The sequence below is a fragment of the Pseudomonas sp. genome (assembly GCF_041601375.1).
In the GTDB taxonomy this organism is placed as follows: Bacteria; Pseudomonadota; Gammaproteobacteria; order Pseudomonadales; family Pseudomonadaceae; genus Aquipseudomonas.
Genome location: NZ_JBFIIG010000002.1, coordinates 1 through 19,392 on the forward strand (window position 1 = coordinate 1; position 19,392 = coordinate 19,392).

A 19,392-nucleotide genomic window follows, 5' to 3' on the forward strand; every position below is an offset into this window, starting at 1 on the left:
CATCCCCGGCGAACGGGTCGCCAGCCGCGAGGAATACCTCACCGATCTGGTGGTGTTGCCGGGCGGGGCGACCCTGGTGTTGCAGGCCGGCAAGCGGACCTTGTCGCTCAAGGCGGATGACCTGGAACACTACAAGGGTGAACGCGGCCGGCGCGGCAACAAGCTGCCGCGTGGCTTCCAACGGGTCGATGCGCTGCTGGTGGAATAGCAGGGCTAACAGGGGGCGCGGACATGGCTGAGGGCGGGCAGGGCGCAGGGCTGCAATGGTCGCTGGAGGAAGGCCGACCGGCACGGTTGCGGGTGGACGGTGTCTGGCTGCTACAGGCGGCCAAGCCCGACCTCGAGGCCATCTGGTACAGCCAGCGACAACTGCCCGCGCAGGTGCAGGTGGATGTCGCCGTGGCTGCCTGGGACAGCAGTCTGTTGGCGCTGCTGCGCCGCCTGCAACGCCTGGCCGTGGTGCGGGACGTGGAGCTGCGCTGGCAAGGCTTGCCGGACGGCGTCGAGCGGCTGTTGCAGATGGCCGCCAAGCCGTCTACCCAGGCCCTGGAGGCGCCGGTCCCGGCGTACGGCCCGGTAACCCGCCTGGGCCTGCTGTTGCTCGCTGTGCTGGCCAGTAGCGGCCAGGCTTGTCGTTTTCTCGGAGAGGTGCTGCTGGCCCTCGGGCGGCAGCTGCGCGGGCGCGGGCGCATGCGCCCTAGCGATTTCTGGCTGGCCCTGCAGCAGTGCGGACCCGGCGCGCTGCCGATAGTGGCGCTGATCGCCATTCTGGTCGGCCTGATTCTGGCCTTTGTCGGCGCCGCCCAGCTGGAGGCCTTCGGTGCCCAGCTGTATATCGCCAACATGGTGGCCATCGGCATGACCCGCGAGATGGGCGCGCTGATGACAGCGGTGATCATGGCCGGGCGCACCGGCGCCGCCTATGCGGCAGAGCTGGGCAGCATGCAGGCCAACGAGGAGATCGATGCGCTGAAGACCTTCGGCTTCCCGCCGCTGGAGTTTCTCGTCCTGCCGCGCGTGCTGGCGTTGCTGGTGAGCATGCCGCTGCTCTGCGTGTTCGCCGATGCCCTCGGTATTCTCGGTGGTTTCATCATCGGTTCCGGCCTGTTCGACATTTCCGCACAGCTCTATCTCAAGCAGACCCTGGAGATGCTCAGCCTCGGCGATTTCCTGGTGGGCATCGGCAAGAGCCTGGTGTTCGCCGTGCTGATCGGCCTGATTGGCTGCCACTACGGCCTGGCTTGCGGGCGCAACGCCCAGGCGGTGGGGCAGGCGACCACCCGGGCGGTGGTCAGCATCATCGTGGCGTTGGTGGTCAGTGACGCGCTGATCACCCTGATTTGCACCCGGCTGGGGGTTTGAGATGAGCGATGCGCTGTTGGTCGTCGAGGATCTCAGTGCCGGCTACGGCAGCCTGGTGATCCAGCACGACCTGAATTTCACCATCCGCCGTGGCGAGGTGTTCGTCATCATGGGTGCCAGCGGCTGCGGCAAAAGCACGCTGTTGCGTCACCTGATCGGCCTGCAGGCGCCGCTGGCGGGGCGGGTGCTGTTCGATGGCGAGGACTTCTGGGCGGGTGACGAGGACAGGCGCGCCGCCTTGCAGCAGCAGTTCGGCGTGCTCTACCAGAATGGCGCCTTGTGGGGAGCGATGACCCTGCGCGAAAATATCTGCCTGCCGCTGGCTGCCTACCGTAGGCATCTGCAGCCGGCCGAACGGGTCGAGCTGGCGGCGTTGAAGCTGGCGCTGGTCGGGCTGGCCGGTTGCGATGAACTGTATCCGTCCGAGCTGTCCGGAGGCATGCGCAAGCGCGCCGCTCTGGCCAGAGCGCTGGCGCTCGATCCGCAGGTGTTGTTCTTCGATGAGCCCTCGGCCGGCCTCGATCCGATCAGTTCACAGGCCCTCGATGAATTGATCCTGCAGTTGCGCGACAGCCTGGGCTCGAGCATCGTGCTGGTGACCCACGAGTTGCCGAGCATCCAGGCGGTGGCCGATACCTGTCTGTTTCTCGACAATCAGAGCCACACCCAGATTGCCCTGGGCAGCCTGCAGGAATTGCTGGCCGATGGGCCGGAGCAGGTGCAGCGCTTTCTGCGGCGGGGCGAAGCGGTTCACCGAATGGAGGCGTCATGAGCGAAGCGCGCAAACCCTTTATGATTGGCGCCTTCCTGCTTGGCGGCCTGGCCCTGCTGGCCGCGGGTCTGCTGCTGCTGTCGCGCGACAGCTGGTTCAGCCAGCCCAGCGAGTACGTGGTGTATTTCACCGGGGCCCTGGACGGCCTGGACGTCGGCGCCGATGTCACTTACCGCGGGGTCAAGGTCGGCATGGTGCGCGAGATTCGCTTGTCCTACGACCGTCAGCTCGGGGATGTGGTCATGCCGGTGGTGCTGCGCATCAATGCTCCCGAGCGGCAGCAGACCGGTCCTCGCGGCTTCGATCAGTTCATCGATCAACTGGTCGGGCGGGGTCTGCGTGCCCAGCTGCAGACCCCCAGTCTGCTGACCGGCAAGGCGATAGTCGCGCTGGACATGTTTCCGGATCAGGCCGGCTATGTGCGTACGCCACACGAGCTGGATCTGCCGACCATTCCCAGCGTGCCCTCGCGGATCGATGAGATTGCCGATGTGCTGCGCGAGTTGGCCGGCAGCCTGCGTGAATTGCCGTTGCAGGAGATGGTCGCCTCGGCCACGCAGACGCTGCAAGCGCTGGAGAGGCTGACCAGCTCGCCGGAATTGCAACAAGGCCTGGTGAGCATGAGTCAGTTGCTGGTTAAACTCGATCGCCTGAGTGGCCGCCTGGAACAACAACTGCCACCGATCATGGATAATGTGCAGCAGAGCAGCGTTGACCTGCGTGACGCAGTAGGCGAAATTCGTCGCGCGGCGCAGAATGCCGGGCAGGCTTTGCAGCAGATCAACCAGCTGGCGGCTGACAGTCGTCGCAGTCTCGGCCCGGAATCCGAGGTACAGTACGAGGCATTGCGTGCCCTGCAGGAGCTCAGCCAGGCTGGGAAAGCGCTGCAGCGCACGATGGAAGGGCTTGATCAGCAGCCCCAATCGCTCATATTTGGCAAATCAAGGTAATGTTGTGATGAGACCGTTGCATTTTTCGCCGCCGCTGTTATTGCTTCTCGCGGCGCTCACCCTGCAGGGCTGTGCTGCGCTGCAGCCGGCGTCGCAATTCTATCAGCTCGAGCAGGGCAGCCCAAAGCTGCCGCAGAACGATAAAGGGCCGGCGTTACTGCTCGGTCCGGTCAAGCTGGCGGATTATCTGCAGCGTGAGAATCTGGTGCAGCGCGAGCTCGATGACAGCCTCTCGCTCAGTCAGAAGACCCGCTGGGCCGGTAGTCTGCAGGACGATGTCGGCCAATTGCTGCTGCGCCAACTGGCCGGGCAGCTCGATACCAGCCGCGTAGCGCTGTATCCGGATCGCGTCGGTTTCGCCACTCAGGTACAGGTTGTGCTGAGCATCAGCCGGCTGGACTCGGGTGTGCAGCAGCCTGCGGTACTGGAAGCGCAATGGCGCTTGCTCGATTCTGCCGGGGTACAGCGGAGCAGCCGGGTTGTGCGTCTGCAGGCCGAGCATTCGGGTGCGGTGATCGATCAGGTGCGTGCCCAGAGCCAGCTGCTCCAGCAGTTGGCTGGCGAATTGGCGAGCGCAATCAAGGCCATGCCGGTCGCCCAGGCCGCTCCTGCGCGCAAGCCGGCCGCCACCGCGCCGGCCAAGCGTCCGCAGAGCAAGCCGCCGACACCGCTGATCGAACCAGCCAAGCAAATGGAAGTGTTCCGCTTCTAAGCGCCTGTACTGGTCGGATTCGGTGGGTAAGCCAATGGTGCACTGCCTGCGGCGAGTGACGCCCTACACATTACGGACTTCCCCGGGTCTTGCGGAGTGGTCCAGGCTGTAGGGGTGGTCCGGGCGGCGATCCGTTCGGCGCGAAGCGACAACCCCCATAATTTGTGCTCCGGCGATAATCCACGGTGTACTGCCTGCGGCGAGTACACCCTAAGGATCGCGGACTGCTTCAGGGTTGGCGCATTGCTCGAGGTAATGGCTCGGCGCGCAGGTTGTGTGGAGGCGATCGCAGCAGACGGGAGTCTCAGCGCTGAGGGTGTTCGTGCATGTGCGCCAGTTGACGCTCCAGCAGTGACGGATAAGGGTCCAGCAGGCGCTCCACGCAGCAGGCACCTTCCGGGCTGGCGATGGTGCGGATGCGCGCGCGCTGACGTACCAGCGCATCATCTCCCACGCGCCGTTCGAGCAGCAGCAGGTTTCGGCTGTGCTGGGACAGGGCCAGGGCATCCTGGGCGGTTTCGCTGAGCAACAGGTCGCCCTGGCTCAAGTCGAGCAGGTCTTCACCCTGGGTCAGGCCCAGTTGCAGCTGGAGGGTGATGCCGCTGTCGGCAACCTCGATTTGCAAGGCATGACCGAGTGCGCGCAGCAGTTCGCCGCAGCAGATGGCGTGGGTCAGGTAATCCTCACCACCGTCCCGGCGATGGAACAGCATCAGGCTGCTGCCGTCGTTGAGGGTGTGCAACTCGCCTTGATAGAGCGCCGAGGCCTGGTTCAGGCAACCGCGATAGCGCTGCAGCAGATCCAGCAGGCGCGCGCGAGGCAGGCGGCGGAGCTGCTCCTGGGCACCCAGTTGAATGGCCAGTACGGCGCTTTGTTGGGGGGCGTTGACGGTCAGCGTGGGAATGGCTGCCGATTCATCGCCCTGGTCGCGCAGGTCGGAGAAGGGGTCGTCATCGTTCGGCCGACCGAGCGGGCTGTCGTCGTCTGCCTGGTTGAGGGCGTCAAAGCGCTCGTCGTGCAGGTCGCGCACCTCGAAGGTCGGCCCATCGTCGTCGTCTTCGTCATCGCCGAACTCATGCTCGTCGTCGTGGAAGTCCTGGGGCTCTGCTTCAGGCTCTGGTTTCGCTGGCACCAGGCGCATTTGCAGCTGGCGCGCCAGATCGCCGATTTCGTCCTGGCGGCCGGCACCGGGCGCCGGGTCATCCGGGTCGCGCAACCAGACGCGCAGCTGCAGCAGCGGGGTGGAGATGTGTCGGCCCAGGCGCATGCTCAGGGACAGGGCCAGTGCCAGCAGAATCAGGCTGAGGATGCCCATGCTCTGCAAGCTGATGGTCATCGGTTGCTGGAACTGGCGCATATCCAGGCTGATGCGCAATTGGCCGGCGATCACCTCCTGAAAGGTAATCGGGGTCGAGTACAGGCCCTCGGTCTCGCCCAGCATGGTTTTGTTCGGGCGCGAGCCCGCTTCGGCGAGTACCCGGTTATCCACGCTGTAAATGGCGGCGTGAGCCACTAGCGGGTTTTTCACCAGGTTATTCAGCAGCACGCTGAGGCTGAGGATGTCATTGGACACCAGCAGTTCGGTGGCCGACGACGCCGTCTGGGTGATCAGGCTGGTGCCCAGGGCCTCAGCCTGCTGCTCCATCGCATGCTTGAACTGCATGCCGATCACCCAGGCGTAGATCACCAGCGCCAGGGCCACGAGTAACAGGCTATGGCTGGCGATGCGCAGGACCAGGGGCACGCGGCGTTGGCGCAGGGCCTGGAACAGCAGCAGGAAGAAGTTATCGGGTTTGACGGGGGCGGGCCGGTTCACAGAGCTCGGCTCTTATCGACTGTAGGTGCCGCGCAGTATAGCGACCGCCCTGCATAGGGCAAAGCACCGCGCGTGTCCGTATGGCCGTGAAAATGGGTAGAATGTACGGCTTTTTGGCAAGCTTGCTCTGCCGGCAGCCTGTCGACCATTAACCGAGCCCCGGAGGGTGCGCCTTGCGCGAGATCGTCCTGATCAATATTACCGGCGAAGACCGCCCCGGTCTGACTGCCGCCATCACCGGTGTGCTGGCCCAAGGCGGGGTGAATATCCTCGACATCGGCCAGGCGGTGATCCACGACACTCTGTCATTCGGCATTCTGGTGGAGATTCCGCCAACCGAACAGGGCTCCTCGGTACTCAAGGATCTGCTGTTCACCGCCTACAAGCTTGACCAGCAGGTACGCTTCACGCCGGTGTCCGAGGCGGATTATCAGCAGTGGGTCGGCGGTCAGGGCAAGGCGCGGCATATCGTGACCCTGTTGACCCGCAAGGTGACTGCCGAGCAGTTGCAACGGGTCAGCGCCATTACCGCCAAGTACGACCTGAACATCGACCATATCGATCGTCTCTCCGGGCGTATGCCGCTGGATATGCCGGCCGAGCAGGGCAAGGGCTGCATCGAGTTTTCCGTGCGCGGCGAGCCGGCCGACCCGGCGGCCTTGCGCGCCGAGTTCCTCAGCGTGGCCCAGGAGCTCAATGTCGACATCGCCTTCCAGCGTGATTCGCTGTTTCGGCGTAATCGCCGCCTGGCGGTATTCGACATGGATTCGACACTGATCGAGGCCGAGGTGATCGATGAACTGGCCAAGGCTGCCGGGGTCGGCGAGCAGGTGTCGGCGATCACCGAGCGGGCCATGCGCGGCGAGCTGGATTTTGCCGCCAGCTTCAGGGAGCGTCTGGCCCTGCTCAAGGGCCTGCCGGAAAGCGTGCTGGCCGATATCGGTGCCTCCTTGCGCCTGACCGAGGGCGCCGAGACGCTGTTCAGCGAGTTGCGTCGCCTTGGCTACAAGACTGCAATCCTCTCCGGTGGTTTCAGCTATTTCGCCAAGCAGCTGCAGGCCAAGCTGGGCATCGACTACGTCTTCGCCAACGAACTGCAGATCGTCGACGGTCTGGTCACCGGCGTGGCCGTCGAGCCGATCGTCGACGCCCAGCGCAAGGCCGACTTGCTGCGCGAGCTGGCGGAAAAGCAGGGGTTGCGCCTGGAGCAGACCATCGCCGTCGGCGATGGCGCCAACGACCTGCCGATGCTGGCCATCGCCGGCCTGGGCGTGGCCTTTCGGGCCAAGCCGCTGGTCAAGCAGTCGGCCAAGCAGGCCATCTCGACCCTGGGCCTGGATGGCATCCTTTATCTGCTTGGCTTTCGCGACCGCGACGGCTTGGAGTGAATAGGAGAGCCGCAAGCCTCAAGCTATAAGCGGCAAGTAAGAGCAAAAGCTTGAGTGCAGCACGCTTGCCGCTTGCCGCTGCTCTATTCCTATTCGTCGCCGGCAGAGAAGTCGTAGTCCATCGACTGGCTGGGGCCTTGCAGGTAGTAACCCTGGATATAGTTGACCCCGGCCTGCCAGAGCGTGGCCAGCACGCTGGCGCTCTCGATGAAGGGCACTATGGTCAGCTTGGCCTGGGCGTGCAGGCTGGCCAGCAGGGTTTTCAGGGCTTCCTGGCTCTCAGGCGTGGACAGGTCCTGGGAGAAGGAGCCGTCGATCTTGACGAAGTCGATGTGCAGGTGCTTGAGGGTGTTGAAGGGATTGATCGCGCAGCCGAACTGGCTGAGCGCCACCTTGCAGTGCAGTTCGCTCAAGCCCAGGGTCAGCGCCTTGGCCTGCTTGAGGTAGGCGATGGCATCCGGTTCTCTGAGCTGGAAGACCAGCGCGTCCGAGGGCAGGCGTGCCGCTTTCAAGGCCACGCTGAGCCACGGCAGCAGGGTCTGATCCTGCAGGCTGGCGCTCGACAGGTGGACGAACAGGTGGGTGTTGTGGCCCTTGTTGCGGTGGTCGGCGAGCAGCTTGATCGAGTTGAGGATCACCCAACGGTCGATCTTCTCGCCCAGGCCGGCCTCTTTGGCGGCGTTGAGGAATTCGTCCGGCGGCACCTCTTCGCCTTGCGGGCTGAGCAGGCGCAGCAAGACTTCATAGTATTCGTGGCTGTCGCCGCGCAGGCTGATGATCGGCTGGAACAGCAGGCGGAAGCTGTTGTGCTCCAAGGCCTGTTGCACCATGGCGACTATGTTGCCGCGGTTGGCCGCCGCAGCCAGTTCATCGCCAGGGTTGAACAGCTTGAGGGCGTTGCCCTGATCCAGTTCGTCGGCGCAGCGCTGGGCACGGTCGACCACTTCCTGGGCTTTCGAGGTTTTCTCGTTAAGCCCGGCGACGCCAATCGACAGGGTGCTCTGTGCCGTGCGGCCGTTGATGTCGAACAGGTTGCTTTCGACCTTTTTCAACAGGCTCGCCAGGTCGGCTTCGGCTTGTTGCGGGGTCTTGCCGGGCTGCAGGACGGTGAATACATCGTCGCCAAAGCGCGCCAGTTGCGCCTCATGACTGAAGTGACCGCGCAGCAGGTTGGCCAAGTCGGTGAGCAGCAAGTCGATGCCCGCCAGACCGACCTCTGCCAGCAGGCTGGCATAACGGTCTATGCGGATATAGGCCAGGCTGGCCGGCTGGCCGGCATTCACCGCCCGTTCGGCGGCGGCATCCATCAGGCCGAGGAAGTGGCTGCGGTTGTACAGGCCGGTGACCAGGTCCTGGCTGCTGATCTCGCGCAGCTTCTCTTCCAGTTCGGCGTTGCCGCTTTCGGCGTGGATCACCACCTGGATACAGGGCTCGCCATCATAGGTGGCCGGCGAAAAATTCATGCGCACCGGGACGGTCTGGCCGCTGGCCCGAACGCCGGTACAGGCCAGTTCGGCGTTGCTTTCGATGTTCTGGTAGTTTTTCAGGAAGTCTTTGAAGTTGCTTTGGTCGGCAGCGGCGATCAGGTCGATCATCGGCATGCCTTCCAGCTCATCGCCATCCTGGTAGGCGAAGAGTTCGAGGTAGGCGCGGTTGGCATAGATATGCATGCCGTCATGCACGTAGGTGATCGCGTCGACCGAGCTGTCGAGCAGTAGCTGGCAGCGTTTCTCCGCCTCGCGCAGGGCCACTTCGGCGGCGCGCCGGGCGCGGCGTTCTTCGAGGTTGGCCAGTTCGCGTCTGGCCACCAGCACCAGGCGCTCGTCTTCGCCCTGCGGCAGCGCGTCCTGGGCGCCCAGTGCCAAGGCTGCGGTGATGCTGTCGGAGTCGTTGTCGGCGAGCAGCTGGATAACGGGGATATCTTTTGCCTGGCGGCGAATGGCGTTGATCGCTTCGCTCGGCTCGAGGTGTTGGCTGCTGGGGGCGCAGATCAGCAGATCCCAGCTGTGCTGCAGGGTCTCGGCCAGATCATCGCTGGAGGTCAGGCGATGCACGCGCGTGGCGCGGCCGGCGTTGCGAAACAGACTGACGAGCCGCTCGGCCTCGTTCTGCGAGTCTTCGAGGATCAGCAGCCGAATGGTTTTTTTTTCGATGGCCATATCAGGAGTCAAATCTGCGGCAAACGGGCGCGAAAAGGCGACAAAAATTGATGTGCCGGCAATCTACAGCGACTTCCATAGCGAGTCAAAGTCTTCCTCCCCGCTGGCGTCTTGGCTGGCTCGGGCTGTGACGGGTTTCCCCGGCTCGCCGGGTTTCTGTTCGATATCGCGGTATTCGAACTGATTGAAGCTGCCGGTGCTGGCTTGTCGGCGACTGAGCAAGGCGCGGCGTTCTGTGCCATTGAAGTTGATCACCACCTTGTTGCCTTCCTGGAAGGGCAGGCGTGGGGTGATCAGGGTGGCGGGTCGGGAGATCGCACTGATTTCCGGTAACAGCAGCGTGCGCAGGTATTGGCTGTTATGTTCGGCTTTGGTCCTGCGCAGCAGTTGCAGGCCACAGGCTTGTGCATGTGGGGCGATCAGTTCGATGCCCATCTGCGTGCCACCGCCGCGTACCTGGCGAATCCAGCGCACCACGGCCACGCTCCAGCCCTGTTCCGGCGAATCCTGCACGCCGAGCAGTTCGCCGGCCTGCAGTTGGCTCGGCACTTCTTTCGGCCAGGACAGGCAGTAGCCGCCGGGGCTGTGGTTGACGATCGGCAGGGCGAAGGTCGGGTAGCTCTCGGCGCCGGCGGACGCTGTCTGGCTGCCTTGATTGGCGGATTTGCTGTACTCGATTTCCTCGAAGGGCAGCTTGCTGTCCCAGCTGGTGCTCTTCTGGGTGTCGAAGGCCTTCGCCCAGACATCCTCAACACTGACATCGGCATCGGAGTCAAATACCGCCGTCTTGGTTTCGCTCGGCTGTTGCAGGATCTCGTTGAACGGACGCTCATTTGCCAGGAAAAAGTGCAGGGCGCTCATGCCTATACACAGGGTCAGGCTGCCTTGGCCGTGGGTGCGATTGAAGGTCCGTTCGGAGACGTCGCCCCAGGCGGCGCTGAGGTGTTGCAGCATGTCCGTGCTGAACCCTTCGGGTACCAGCAGGCGTGACCGGCTGGCATTCTCGGCAGGTAGCGACAGGTACTCCTGGATCGCATCGACCAGTAGGTGTGGGTCGATGCCCAGAGCATTGGCCAGCTCTTTTTCCTGAAACAGCGAGGTGTAGCGCGGCGGGCCATCCACTTGCGGGGCCAGCGCAAACAGGCTCGAAGGTGCATTGCCGGCTTGCAGGCTAACCAGCGCGCTCCAGGGTTCGAGGACTTCGGCGAGGCGCGCGATACCGTTCTGGCGCATCTGATTGCAGCGGGCGCAGCCGAGCAGCAAGGCGACCACATAGCTCTGCTCGGTACTCATGCTTTGAGTGTGGCGGGCCAGCGGATCGCGGATCGCGAGTTTGTGCAGGCGCCGCTCACGGGCGATCTGGTAGATCTGGTGCAGTTCCAGCCAGAGGCCTTCGGGTACGGGGCAATACAGTTGGCTGGCGCGAACCAATGGGCCGCACAGGCTGTGGGTGGCGCGCTGCAGGGCGACGCTCAATAGCGGGTTGCGCTCGCCATTGTCTTGCGGGGCCAGGCTGGCAATGATCAGTTTGTAACCGATGGCCAGATGGTTTTGCAGGGCCTGGCAGAGATTGGCCACCTTGCGTGGGCGTTCATCGAGGACAATCGCCTGATTGAGGAAATGTCGCTCCAGGTGTTTACAGACGAAATACACCTCCGGACGCAACAGCTCCAGTAACTGCAGGCGGTTATCCGCTGTGCTGCGCAGCTGGTTGAGTTCGACCAGGGCCTGGTAAAGCTGGCGGGCTGTTTCTCCGATATTGGCTTTCGGCAGGTTGGCAATCCAGCGCTTGAGGTCGCGCGGGTTGGCATCGCAGAAAGACAGGCCTGGCTTGTGCGGGGTGGGGACGCGGAGCAGCAGGTGGGAAGTCTGTTTATCCATCTAGCTTGGATACTCCAACGCCCGGAGTTAAGCCGAGTCATTCTCTTGGTAACTAATGCTGCAAACTTTAGCAGTATCTGGCTGCGACCGCAGCCCTACCCGGGGCCGGGCAGGGCGCGGGTTAGCCGGCCTGGCTGTGGCCGATGCTCTGACCCATCTGCACGCTGCTGTTGGCGCTCAGGGTGGGCGCCCAGTTCACCTGATCGGGGCCGAACAATACGATCGCCGTCGAGCCCAGCTTGAAGCGGCCCAGTTCCGCCCCCTGCTCCAGAACGATGGGCGCGCGCGCGGCCTCGTCATAGCGGAAAGTTTTCAGCTGGCGCTTGGGTGGCGTGACCAGGCCGGCCCAGACGGTTTCGATCGAGGCGACGATCATCGCGCCGACCAGCACCACGGCCATCGGCCCGCGTTCGGTGTCGAACAGGCAAACGACCCGCTCGTTGCGGGCGAACAGTTCCGGGACATTTTCCGCAGTGTTCTGGTTGACCGAAAACAGCCGGCCCGGCACATAGACCATTTCCCGCAGGGTGCCGGTCAGTGGCATGTGCACGCGGTGGTAGTCCTTGGGCGACAGATAAATGGTCGCGAATTCGCCGCCCATGAACGGAGTGGCGCATTCGCTGTTGCCACCGAGCAGTTCGAGGACGCTGAAGCCGTGGCCCTTGGCCTGGAATATCCGGCCGTGCTCGATCTTGCCCAGTTGGCTGACGGCGCCGTCGGCCGGGCTGAGGATCGCGCCTGGGGTGGTGTCCAGTGGGCGTGCGCCCTCTTTCAGGGCGCGGGTGAAGAACGCATTGAAGTGCTCGAAGGCGCTCAGGTCTTCGATCTGTGCCTCGCTCATGTCGACCTGGTAGCGCTTGGCGAACCAGCTGGTCAGGCGGTTCTTGAACCAGACTGTACGGCATTCGGCTGCGCAGCCGATCAGGCGCGACAGCAGGTGGTGCGGCAGCAGGTACTGGCTGAGGATGAACAGGCGTTGCTTCATGGGTGTTCCTTGAGGATTCGATGGCATGCGAATGGCAGCTGCTTGCTGGCTCAGCGTTCCACTGGGGTGTCGGGGTGGTTGCCCCACTCGCCCCAAGAGCCGGCGTAGGCCTTGACTCGCGGATAGCCGAGCGCCTTGGCCACCAGGTAGGTGAAACCGGAGCGGTGGTGCGTCTGGCAGTGGGTGATGATTTCCTTGTCCGGGCTGATGCCGAGGCTGGCGAGCAGCGTGGGCAGGTCTTGGCGAATGCGCAAGGCGCGGGCCGGATCCATGCCGGCCGTCCACTCGAAGTTGATCGCGCCAGGAATGTGTCCGGCTTTGGCGGCCAAGGCCTTTTCGCCGCTGTACTCGGCAGGTGAACGGGCATCCCAGATCGCCAGGTCGGCGGCGCCCAGGCGGCGTTGCAGGTATTCGCGGCTGGCTGTCGGGCCGTCGTCGAGCGTCAGCTCGAGTGTGCCGGTGCAGGCGGCGGGCTGCTCGGTGCTCAGCGGGCGATCCTCGGCCAGCCAGGCCTGCAGGCCGCCGTCGAGGTAGTGGTAATGCCTGTGGCCGATCACGTCCAGCAGCCAGATGAAGCGTCCGGCCCAGCCGCCGCCTTCGTCATCGTAGACCACGTAGACGGCGTTCGGGTTATGACCCAGCTCGACGAATAGCTGTTCGAGTTGGGCGAGCTCCGGCAGCAGGCCGGGGGCCGGCGGCTGGCCCAGCTGGGTGCGTTTGGGGTCGACGAAGTGCGCGCCGGGAATGTGGCCGGCGGCATAGCGCGCGTTGCTGGTCAGGTCGACCAGAATCAGTTCGGGGGCATCCAGGCGCGCGGCCAGTTCGGCCGGTTCGATAACCAATGGCAATGCAGCGAAGGCAGTCATGCCGGGCCTCTTTGATGGCAAGTTGTGACAAGACGAACAAGAAGACGGATTGTAGCGGAAAGCCTAGTGTTCAGAGGGTGTGAAAATATCGAGCGCCGTCGCGAGAGCGTCTCCTGGTGTTCGCGTATCGCAACGCCAGCAGCGGGCGGCAGGAGGCGGTCGCAGTAGGCGGGAGTTTTTTCACAACCTCTCACGTTTGGCAAAGCTGTCCAGGGCGCGCTGAATGCATTGCGCGGTTTTACCGAAGGCCTGCACGTTGGCATCGCCGAGTACGGCGCCGTCCTGGTCGGCGACGATGATCATCACCACGTGGCCGTTGCTGGCCAGTGAGCGGATCAGCAGGTGTTCGCTGGGGAATAGCGCTTTCAGTGAGCCCGGCAGCAGGGCCGAGAATTGCGCGATAGTGGCCGGTGTCAGGCGCAGCTGTGCCGGTGCCTTGAGCAGGCGGCGCAGCACCTGGCTGTGCTGCGGGTCGATGACCAGGCTGCTGGCCGACTTGTCCAGGCCGGCCTGTTGCTGCGCTCGCAGGCGGCTGTGGCTGCGGTCGGCCAGGAGCAGCAGCACCCGCGACATGCCGCAGGCTTGCAGGGCTTGCGTGGTGGTGCTGGTGAGCTGGTCGAGGTTGTGGAACGCACTCGGCTGTACGAGCAATTGCGCGCAGTGTTGCCGCCATCCACTGTCTGCCGGCGCTGTCCTCGCCGGTGAAGCGGCGGGCTTGCCTTGCAGGCGCCGAGCGTCCCAGGGCCAGAGCAGGGCTTGGGCAGGGTGCCAGAGTGCTGGCGTGGCATGCTGGCGCGCGCTCTGCGCCGCGTGCTGGTGAATCTGTTGCTGCACGTCGCCCAGCGGCAGCTGCAGGTAGAGCCCGGTCAGGTGTTGCCAGCGCAGGCTGTGCGGGCTGTTCCAGGCGTGATGGGCAGACAGTGCCAGGCCATTGGCCAGTAAAATGCTATTGGCTGGCTGGGTTAGCCAGCGCCGCAGTGGCGTGTCGGCATCGAGCATTTGCTGCTGATGCAGGGGGTGCTGATTGTCGCGGGCGATGTGCAGGGCTTTGACCAGTTGGCGGCGGTCTGCCACCAGCAGGCGGTAGCCCTGAATCACCCAGTCGGGCAGGCGCCAGCGCTCGGCCAATGCCAGGCACAGGGCGAGCAGGGGCACGCCGAGCAGATCCTGCTCGACGCTGGCGGCCGGTTCGGCTCGGGCCAGCACCCGTTGCTCCCATTGCTCGAACAGCTCGGGGTGGGCTGCCAGCAACGGCCAGATAGGCGCGAGAAACAGCAGGCTGCCCCAGTGGATTTCCTGCCAGAGCCGCGCCAGGCGTCCGCTGAACAAGCCGCTGGCTTGCTGCGCGGCGTGTTGGCTGATCAGTTGGACCTGCCGCAGCGCCAGGGGAATTTCCTCGAGGGGGCGAGCGGGTTGGCGTTTGACCAGCTCCAGGGTGCGCTGCAGGCCCAGTCGACTGAGCGCGCTTTCCAGGCTTTCGGCGCAGGCGCTGAAACTGCCTGCCTGTCGATTGGCCTCCCGTAGCACGCAGAGTGCCAGGGCTGGGCTGGCCTGCATCAAATCGGCAATTTCACGCAGCGAGCGGCGGCTGTCGGACAGGGCGCGACAGACATTCAAGTGTTGTTCGACGGGCACTGGCAACAAGTGTTTGTCCAGCTGTGCGAGCCAGTCTTCGAGGGTGCGTGGTAGGGGTTTTGAGGTGGGCATCTGTGCTTAGCCATGCTGGCTTTTAGACTTAACTGCCTATAGTCTCGCGCATTAGTTCCGATAAATAGAAGGGTTGTTTTGCATAACCCTCACTCCAGGCTCGCGCAAGTTTCCTTTCTATGGCAAAAATCATTGGCATCATCGTTGTAATTGCTAGCGTGCTCGGCGGATTCATGCTGTCCGGCGGCCAGTTCATGGCGCTGGTGCATCCGTTTGAAGTATTGATCATCGGCGGTGCCGCGCTGGGGGCTTTTCTGCAGGCCAACCCGGGTAGCATGTTCATGCGCGTGTTCAAGAAATCCTTGAGCATGTTCAGTTCGCGTTTCAGTCACGCCTATTACCTGGAAGTGCTCAAGCTGGTCTACGAGATCCTCAACAAGAGTCGGCGCGAAGGCATGATGGCCATCGAGGCCGATATCGAGGAGCCTGCGGCCAGTCCGATCTTCAGCAAGTATCCGAGCATCCTCAAAGACGAGCGGATGACGGCCTATCTCTGCGATTACCTGCGCATCATGTCCTCCGGCAATATGGCGCCGCATGAGCTGGAAGGCTTGTTCGACATGGAGATCGCCAGCCTCAAGGAAGAACTGGAACATCCCGCTCATGCCGTGGCCAAGGTCGCCGATGCCATGCCTGCCATGGGGATCGTCGCGGCGGTGCTGGGGATTGTGATCACCATGTCGATCCTCGCCGAAGCCGACAACGCGCAGATCGGCCAGAAGGTGGGTACGGCGCTGGTCGGCACCTTCCTCGGGATTCTCGCCTCCTACGGTTTCTTCGGGCCGCTGTCCGGGGCGCTGGAGCATGACGCCAAGGAAGAGCTGAACATATACGAAGCGATCAAGGCTGGCCTGGTCGCTTCGGCGTCCGGCATGCCGCCGTCGCTGGCCGTCGAATTCTCGCGCAAGGTGCTCTATCCGGCCCATCGCCCGAGCTTTTCCGAGCTCGAGCAGGCGATGCGCGGAAACTAACGGAAAATGGACAACAATCAGCCGATCATCGTCAAGCGGGTCAAGAAGGCCGCTGCTGGCCATCATGGCGGGGCCTGGAAAATCGCCTTCGCCGACTTCGCCACGGCGATGATGGCATTCTTCCTGGTGATGTGGCTGATGTCCGTGGCTACCCCCGAGCAGAAGAAGTTGATCTCCGGATACTTCAAGGATCCGATCGGCTTTTCCGAAAGCGCCAGTCCCTTCGTCATCGACCTCGGCGGCTCGCCCACGCCGGCGCCGGATCGCACGCTCAATCAGCAGGTCGACGATCAGACCGAGGGCGAGGAAGTCGAGATCGAGCCGGCGCAGCCCAGCCCCGCGCAGGCCGACGGCAAGGCCGAGGAAGTGGAGCGCGAGCGCCTCGAGCTGTTGCTGCAGGAGCTGCAGAACAAGGTCGAGGAGAATCCGCAGCTGCAGCGCTTCAAGGATCAGATTCTGTTCGAGATCACCCAGGACGGCTTGCGTATCCAGATCATGGACGCCGAGAACCGGCCGATGTTCGCTAGCGGCAGTGCACGCTTGCAGCCGTATTTCGAGGACATTCTGCTGGCCCTGGCCGACACCATCAGGGCGGTGCCGAACAAAATCAGCGTCAGCGGCCACACCGATGCCAAGCCGTTTGCCGGTGCCGCCGAGTTCGGCAATTGGGAGCTCTCGGCGGATCGGGCCAATGCCGCTCGGCGCGCCCTGATCGCCGGTGGTTATGACGAGGCGCAGGTGGCCCGGGTGGTTGGCTATGCGTCGTCGGCGTTGTTCGATCGAGACAACCCGCTGAACCCGGTCAATCGGCGTATCGACATCGTCGTGTTGACGAAGAAGGCACAGCGCGCCATCGAGGGCGAGCAGGATGGCGCTGGCGACCCAGAGCCTGAGGGGGTTGAGGGGGCTGGCAGCACTGCCGCGCCTGATGGGCCGCAGCCGCCTGGCGCGGATCCGGCCGGGACGGATGAGGTGCGCGAGCGCTTGAATATTTTCGAGGACGGGGTGTTGCAGTTCGATCAGCCGAGCGAATGAGTCGCCGGTCGTACGCCCCGGGCCGCGAGTGATCGCGGCCCGGTCGTGTCAGCGCTTGTGAAAATATCGCGCGAGAGTTTGCACAGCCTTATCAGTAGTCCGCTTCGGGCAGGCTGGCCAGGATGTGTCGGTAGCTGGCCATCCGTTGTGGCTGGATGCGGCCGTCTTCCAGGGCCTTGAGCAGGGCGCAGCCAGGCTCGCGGTCATGCTTGCAGTCGCGAAAGCGGCACTGGCCTATCAGTTCGTTGAACTCGATGAAGCCGGCTTCGACATCCGCGCGGCTGACGTGCACCAGGCCGAACTCGCGGATGCCGGGCGAGTCGATCAGCTCGCCGCCGCCCGGGAAGTGGAACAGGCGGGCGGTGGTGGTGGTGTGGGTGCCCTTGCCGGTCAGTTCCGACAGCGGCCCGACCCGGGTGTCCACGCCTGGCAGCAGGCTGTTGACCAGCGACGACTTGCCAACCCCGGACTGGCCGACGAAGACGCTGACGTGGCCGTCGAGCTGCTGCTTGAGCTGCTCCATGCCGTCGCCCTGATGGGCCGAGACTTCCTGCACGGGATAGCCGAGCTGGCGATAGACGCCGAGCAGGACATTCAGCGCCACGGCGTTCTGCTCGTCGATCAGGTCGGCCTTGTTCAGCAGCAGCAAGGGGCGGATGCCGGCGTGTTCGGCGGCCACCAGGTAGCGGTCGATCAGGTTGGCGTGGGGTTCGGGCAGCGGTGCGAAGACGATCACGATCAGGTCGACGTTGGCCGCCACCGGCTTCAGCTGGCCGCGGGTATCCGGGCGGCACAGTTCGGTTTTACGCGGCAGTTGCGCGACTATGACGCCGATGCCCTGGTTGCCGGCGCGCCAGACCACGCGATCGCCGGTGACCATGGCGGGCAGGTTGGCGCGCAGGTGGCAGCGAAATACCTGGCCGGCCAGTTCGCCGTCTGTGGCTTCGACTTCGACCTGCACGCCAAAGTGGGCGATGACCAGGCCTAGCTGTTCCGGGCCGAGGTCGCCACCCTCGAGGGTTTGCACGGCCTGCGACTCGCGCTTGGCCGCGCGGGCGGCTCGTTCGCCCTGAATTTTGTCGATGCGCCAGCTTTGCCGGCGGTTGAGTTGGCGTTTGGCCATGAAAGTTCCGAGGTTGACTTGCGGTGAAATCCGCCAGCGAGTCTAGCACGCGGCACGTGCCGACTCGCGCTGCTGCGTTGCCGGATGCCGAGAGTTAGTGCCGGGGGTTAGACTGCAGCGCAGTGACGATAGACAGTTAGAGGCGAAATGGAGGCGATAGATGGTTGCGCGTGTAGCGATGATTGCTCGAGTGGCCGGCCGCCATCCGGCCCTGCTGGCGTTGCTGGCGCAGCTGTGTGCGGCGCTGCTGGTGGGCGGGGCGATCGTCCTGGCGGTGCAGTTTTCGAGCTGGCGCCCCAGCGCTTTGGCCGCCGGTTTGGTCCAGGGCTTGCTGGCGGCGAGTGTCGCTCGTTGGCTCGGTCTGGCGTCATGGTGGTGGTGGCTGAACCTGGGGTTTGTCCCGGCGCTGCTGCTGCTCGGTGGTGCGGCGCTGCCGTCCTGGGTGTTTTTAGCCGGCTTCCTGCTGCTGTTGCTGGGCAACTGGAACAGTGTCGGCGAGCGGGTGCCGCTGTATATGACCGGCGCGCGCAGTCGCCAGCAGTTGGCCGAGTGGCTCGCCGGGCAAGCGGCCGCTTTCCGCTTCGTCGACCTCGGCTGTGGTCCGGCGGGCACCTTGCTCTGGCTGGCGCGGCGCTTTCCCCGGGCGCAGTTCGTCGGGGTGGAGACCGCGCCCTTGCCGTTTCTCATCGCCTGGCTGCGCGCCCTGCCGCAGAGCAACTGCCGGATTCGCTACCAGAATCTCTGGCGCACCGATCTGGCGGGATTCGACGTGGTTTATTGCTTCCTCTCGCCGGCGCCGATGGCGGCGCTCTGGACCAAGGCCGTGGCGCAGATGGCCGTCGGTGCCTGGCTGGTCAGCAACAGCTTCGAGGTGCCCGGCGTGCCGGCCGATCAGCAAGTCGAACTGCATGACTGGCGCCGCTCGCGTCTGCTGTTATGGCGGATGCCGGCAGTCGCTCGGGCGTGACCGGGCGTGGTGCGGACAAGTCCGCCGCTTCGCGGGCGACTTTATTCGCTAAACTGCCGGCATCAGCCGAGGAGTAGAACATGCAGAACCCGCAGAATCTGATCTGGATCGACCTGGAAATGACCGGGCTCGATCCGGAGAAGGACGTGATCATCGAAATGGCCACGATCATTACCGATAGCGAGCTCAACATTCTGGCCGAAGGCCCGGTGCTTGCGGTGCATCAGAGTGACGAGGCGCTTGCCGGCATGGATGAATGGAACACCCGCACCCATGGCGACAGTGGCCTGGTCAAGCGGGTGCGGGAGAGCAGGATCAGTCAGGCCGAGGCCGAGGCGCAGACCATCGCCTTTCTCGAGCAGTGGGTGCCCAAGGGCCAGTCGCCGATCTGCGGCAACAGCATCGGTCAGGATCGGCGCTTTCTCTATCGCTACATGCCGGATCTGGAAGCCTATTTCCACTACCGCTATCTGGATGTCTCGACCCTGAAAATCCTCGCCGAACGCTGGGCGCCGAAACTCAAGGAAGGATTTCTGAAAAAAGCCAGCCACCAGGCGCTGGACGATATCCGCGAGTCCATCGCCGAACTCCAGTACTACCGCGAGCATTTCCTCAAAGTTGGCGCGCAGGGAGCACATGCCGAGGCGCCGAAAGCCGATTAAGGGCGCTGCAGGCTGGGCCTAGGGCAGGCGCGGGAT

General features: G+C 64.0%; 17 protein-coding genes. 10 read left to right on the plus strand and 7 right to left on the minus strand.

Annotated features, from left to right (window positions below; all coding sequences use genetic code 11):
* From ABZE94_RS00480 to ABZE94_RS00500, 5 genes are all read left to right on the plus strand, one after another.
* Nucleotides 1-208 (plus strand): hypothetical protein (locus ABZE94_RS00480; protein WP_372873576.1); only part of this gene is annotated, 208 nt, incomplete at its 5' end.
* Nucleotides 209-231: 23 nt separating this feature from the next.
* Nucleotides 232-1,362 carry an MlaE family ABC transporter permease gene (locus ABZE94_RS00485; RefSeq protein ID WP_372873577.1) on the plus strand — a complete coding sequence of 377 codons (1,131 nt, stop codon included), beginning with the start codon at nt 232-234 and terminating at the stop codon, nt 1,360-1,362.
* Between the two features lies 1 nt (nt 1,363).
* Nucleotides 1,364-2,134 carry an ABC transporter ATP-binding protein gene (locus ABZE94_RS00490; RefSeq protein ID WP_372873578.1) on the plus strand — a complete coding sequence of 257 codons (771 nt, stop codon included), beginning with the start codon at nt 1,364-1,366 and terminating at the stop codon, nt 2,132-2,134.
* Entirely contained in the window at nt 2,131-3,084 is a 954-nt protein-coding gene (locus ABZE94_RS00495; RefSeq protein ID WP_372873579.1) for an MlaD family protein, read from the plus strand. The genes ABZE94_RS00490 and ABZE94_RS00495 overlap by 4 nt, the downstream gene beginning before the upstream one ends.
* A gap of 7 nt (nt 3,085-3,091) precedes the next feature.
* The gene (locus tag ABZE94_RS00500; protein ID WP_372873580.1) at nt 3,092-3,796 is read left to right on the plus strand and encodes a membrane integrity-associated transporter subunit PqiC; all 705 of its coding nucleotides are present in this window, start codon (nt 3,092-3,094) and stop codon (nt 3,794-3,796) included.
* Between the two features lie 304 nt (nt 3,797-4,100).
* On the opposite strand, the gene ABZE94_RS00505 is transcribed toward ABZE94_RS00500, so the two are convergent.
* Entirely contained in the window at nt 4,101-5,612 is a 1,512-nt protein-coding gene (locus ABZE94_RS00505) for an AhpA/YtjB family protein (RefSeq protein WP_372873581.1), read from the minus strand.
* 173 nt (nt 5,613-5,785) lie between these two features.
* Here ABZE94_RS00505 and serB point away from each other — a divergent pair, with 173 nt between their 5' ends.
* The gene (gene serB, locus ABZE94_RS00510) at nt 5,786-7,000 is read left to right on the plus strand and encodes a phosphoserine phosphatase SerB (RefSeq protein ID WP_372873582.1); all 1,215 of its coding nucleotides are present in this window, start codon (nt 5,786-5,788) and stop codon (nt 6,998-7,000) included.
* Between the two features lie 89 nt (nt 7,001-7,089).
* Here the strand turns inward: serB and ABZE94_RS00515 are convergent, their stop codons facing one another.
* The 5 genes from ABZE94_RS00515 to ABZE94_RS00535 form a co-directional block, all read right to left on the minus strand.
* Complete coding sequence (locus ABZE94_RS00515) at nt 7,090-9,159, minus strand: EAL domain-containing protein (RefSeq protein ID WP_372873583.1); 2,070 nt, start codon at nt 9,157-9,159, stop codon at nt 7,090-7,092.
* 63 nt (nt 9,160-9,222) lie between these two features.
* A complete protein-coding gene (locus tag ABZE94_RS00520) occupies nt 9,223-11,040 on the minus strand; it encodes a molecular chaperone (RefSeq protein ID WP_372873584.1) in 1,818 nt (605 codons plus the stop codon).
* 121 nt (nt 11,041-11,161) lie between these two features.
* Nucleotides 11,162-12,025, minus strand: a complete 864-nt coding sequence (asd, locus tag ABZE94_RS00525) for an archaetidylserine decarboxylase (protein WP_372873585.1) — start codon at nt 12,023-12,025, stop codon at nt 11,162-11,164.
* A gap of 50 nt (nt 12,026-12,075) precedes the next feature.
* Nucleotides 12,076-12,891: a rhodanese-like domain-containing protein gene (locus ABZE94_RS00530; RefSeq protein ID WP_372873586.1), complete on the minus strand. Its 816-nt coding sequence runs from the start codon at nt 12,889-12,891 to the stop codon at nt 12,076-12,078.
* A gap of 180 nt (nt 12,892-13,071) precedes the next feature.
* On the minus strand, nt 13,072-14,598 hold the full coding sequence (locus ABZE94_RS00535) for an HDOD domain-containing protein (RefSeq protein WP_372873587.1): 1,527 nt from the start codon (nt 14,596-14,598) through the stop codon (nt 13,072-13,074).
* 119 nt (nt 14,599-14,717) lie between these two features.
* Between ABZE94_RS00535 and motA the strand changes: the two genes are divergently transcribed.
* Together motA and motB are read left to right on the plus strand one after the other, a co-directional pair.
* Complete coding sequence (gene motA, locus ABZE94_RS00540; protein WP_372873588.1) at nt 14,718-15,569, plus strand: flagellar motor stator protein MotA; 852 nt, start codon at nt 14,718-14,720, stop codon at nt 15,567-15,569.
* 6 nt (nt 15,570-15,575) lie between these two features.
* Nucleotides 15,576-16,604: a flagellar motor protein MotB gene (motB, locus tag ABZE94_RS00545; RefSeq protein ID WP_372873589.1), complete on the plus strand. Its 1,029-nt coding sequence runs from the start codon at nt 15,576-15,578 to the stop codon at nt 16,602-16,604.
* A 91-nt stretch (nt 16,605-16,695) separates the two neighbouring features.
* Here the strand turns inward: motB and rsgA are convergent, their stop codons facing one another.
* Entirely contained in the window at nt 16,696-17,727 is a 1,032-nt protein-coding gene (gene rsgA, locus ABZE94_RS00550; RefSeq protein ID WP_372873590.1) for a small ribosomal subunit biogenesis GTPase RsgA, read from the minus strand.
* A gap of 160 nt (nt 17,728-17,887) precedes the next feature.
* Between rsgA and ABZE94_RS00555 the strand changes: the two genes are divergently transcribed.
* Both ABZE94_RS00555 and orn read left to right on the plus strand, forming a co-directional pair.
* Nucleotides 17,888-18,694: a trans-aconitate 2-methyltransferase gene (locus ABZE94_RS00555; protein WP_372873591.1), complete on the plus strand. Its 807-nt coding sequence runs from the start codon at nt 17,888-17,890 to the stop codon at nt 18,692-18,694.
* 80 nt (nt 18,695-18,774) lie between these two features.
* Nucleotides 18,775-19,356 carry an oligoribonuclease gene (orn, locus tag ABZE94_RS00560; RefSeq protein WP_372873592.1) on the plus strand — a complete coding sequence of 194 codons (582 nt, stop codon included), beginning with the start codon at nt 18,775-18,777 and terminating at the stop codon, nt 19,354-19,356.
* Nucleotides 19,357-19,392 lie beyond the last annotated feature (36 nt).

What these genes read in the sequence shown, in the direction of transcription:
- ABZE94_RS00485 (WP_372873577.1), top strand. Translation starts at nt 232, where the DNA reads ATGGCTGAGGGCGGGCAGGGCGCAGGGCTGCAATGGTCGCTGGAGGAA.
- ABZE94_RS00490 (WP_372873578.1), top strand. Translation starts at nt 1,364, where the DNA reads ATGAGCGATGCGCTGTTGGTCGTCGAGGATCTCAGTGCCGGCTACGGC.
- ABZE94_RS00495 (WP_372873579.1), top strand. Translation starts at nt 2,131, where the DNA reads ATGAGCGAAGCGCGCAAACCCTTTATGATTGGCGCCTTCCTGCTTGGC.
- ABZE94_RS00500 (WP_372873580.1), top strand. Translation starts at nt 3,092, where the DNA reads ATGAGACCGTTGCATTTTTCGCCGCCGCTGTTATTGCTTCTCGCGGCG.
- ABZE94_RS00515 (WP_372873583.1), bottom strand. Translation starts at nt 9,159, where the DNA reads ATGGCCATCGAAAAAAAAACCATTCGGCTGCTGATCCTCGAAGACTCG.
- ABZE94_RS00520 (WP_372873584.1), bottom strand. Translation starts at nt 11,040, where the DNA reads ATGGATAAACAGACTTCCCACCTGCTGCTCCGCGTCCCCACCCCGCAC.
- asd (WP_372873585.1), bottom strand. Translation starts at nt 12,025, where the DNA reads ATGAAGCAACGCCTGTTCATCCTCAGCCAGTACCTGCTGCCGCACCAC.
- ABZE94_RS00530 (WP_372873586.1), bottom strand. Translation starts at nt 12,891, where the DNA reads ATGACTGCCTTCGCTGCATTGCCATTGGTTATCGAACCGGCCGAACTG.
- ABZE94_RS00535 (WP_372873587.1), bottom strand. Translation starts at nt 14,598, where the DNA reads ATGCCCACCTCAAAACCCCTACCACGCACCCTCGAAGACTGGCTCGCA.
- motA (WP_372873588.1), top strand. Translation starts at nt 14,718, where the DNA reads ATGGCAAAAATCATTGGCATCATCGTTGTAATTGCTAGCGTGCTCGGC.
- motB (WP_372873589.1), top strand. Translation starts at nt 15,576, where the DNA reads ATGGACAACAATCAGCCGATCATCGTCAAGCGGGTCAAGAAGGCCGCT.
- rsgA (WP_372873590.1), bottom strand. Translation starts at nt 17,727, where the DNA reads ATGGCCAAACGCCAACTCAACCGCCGGCAAAGCTGGCGCATCGACAAA.
- ABZE94_RS00555 (WP_372873591.1), top strand. Translation starts at nt 17,888, where the DNA reads ATGGTTGCGCGTGTAGCGATGATTGCTCGAGTGGCCGGCCGCCATCCG.
- orn (WP_372873592.1), top strand. Translation starts at nt 18,775, where the DNA reads ATGCAGAACCCGCAGAATCTGATCTGGATCGACCTGGAAATGACCGGG.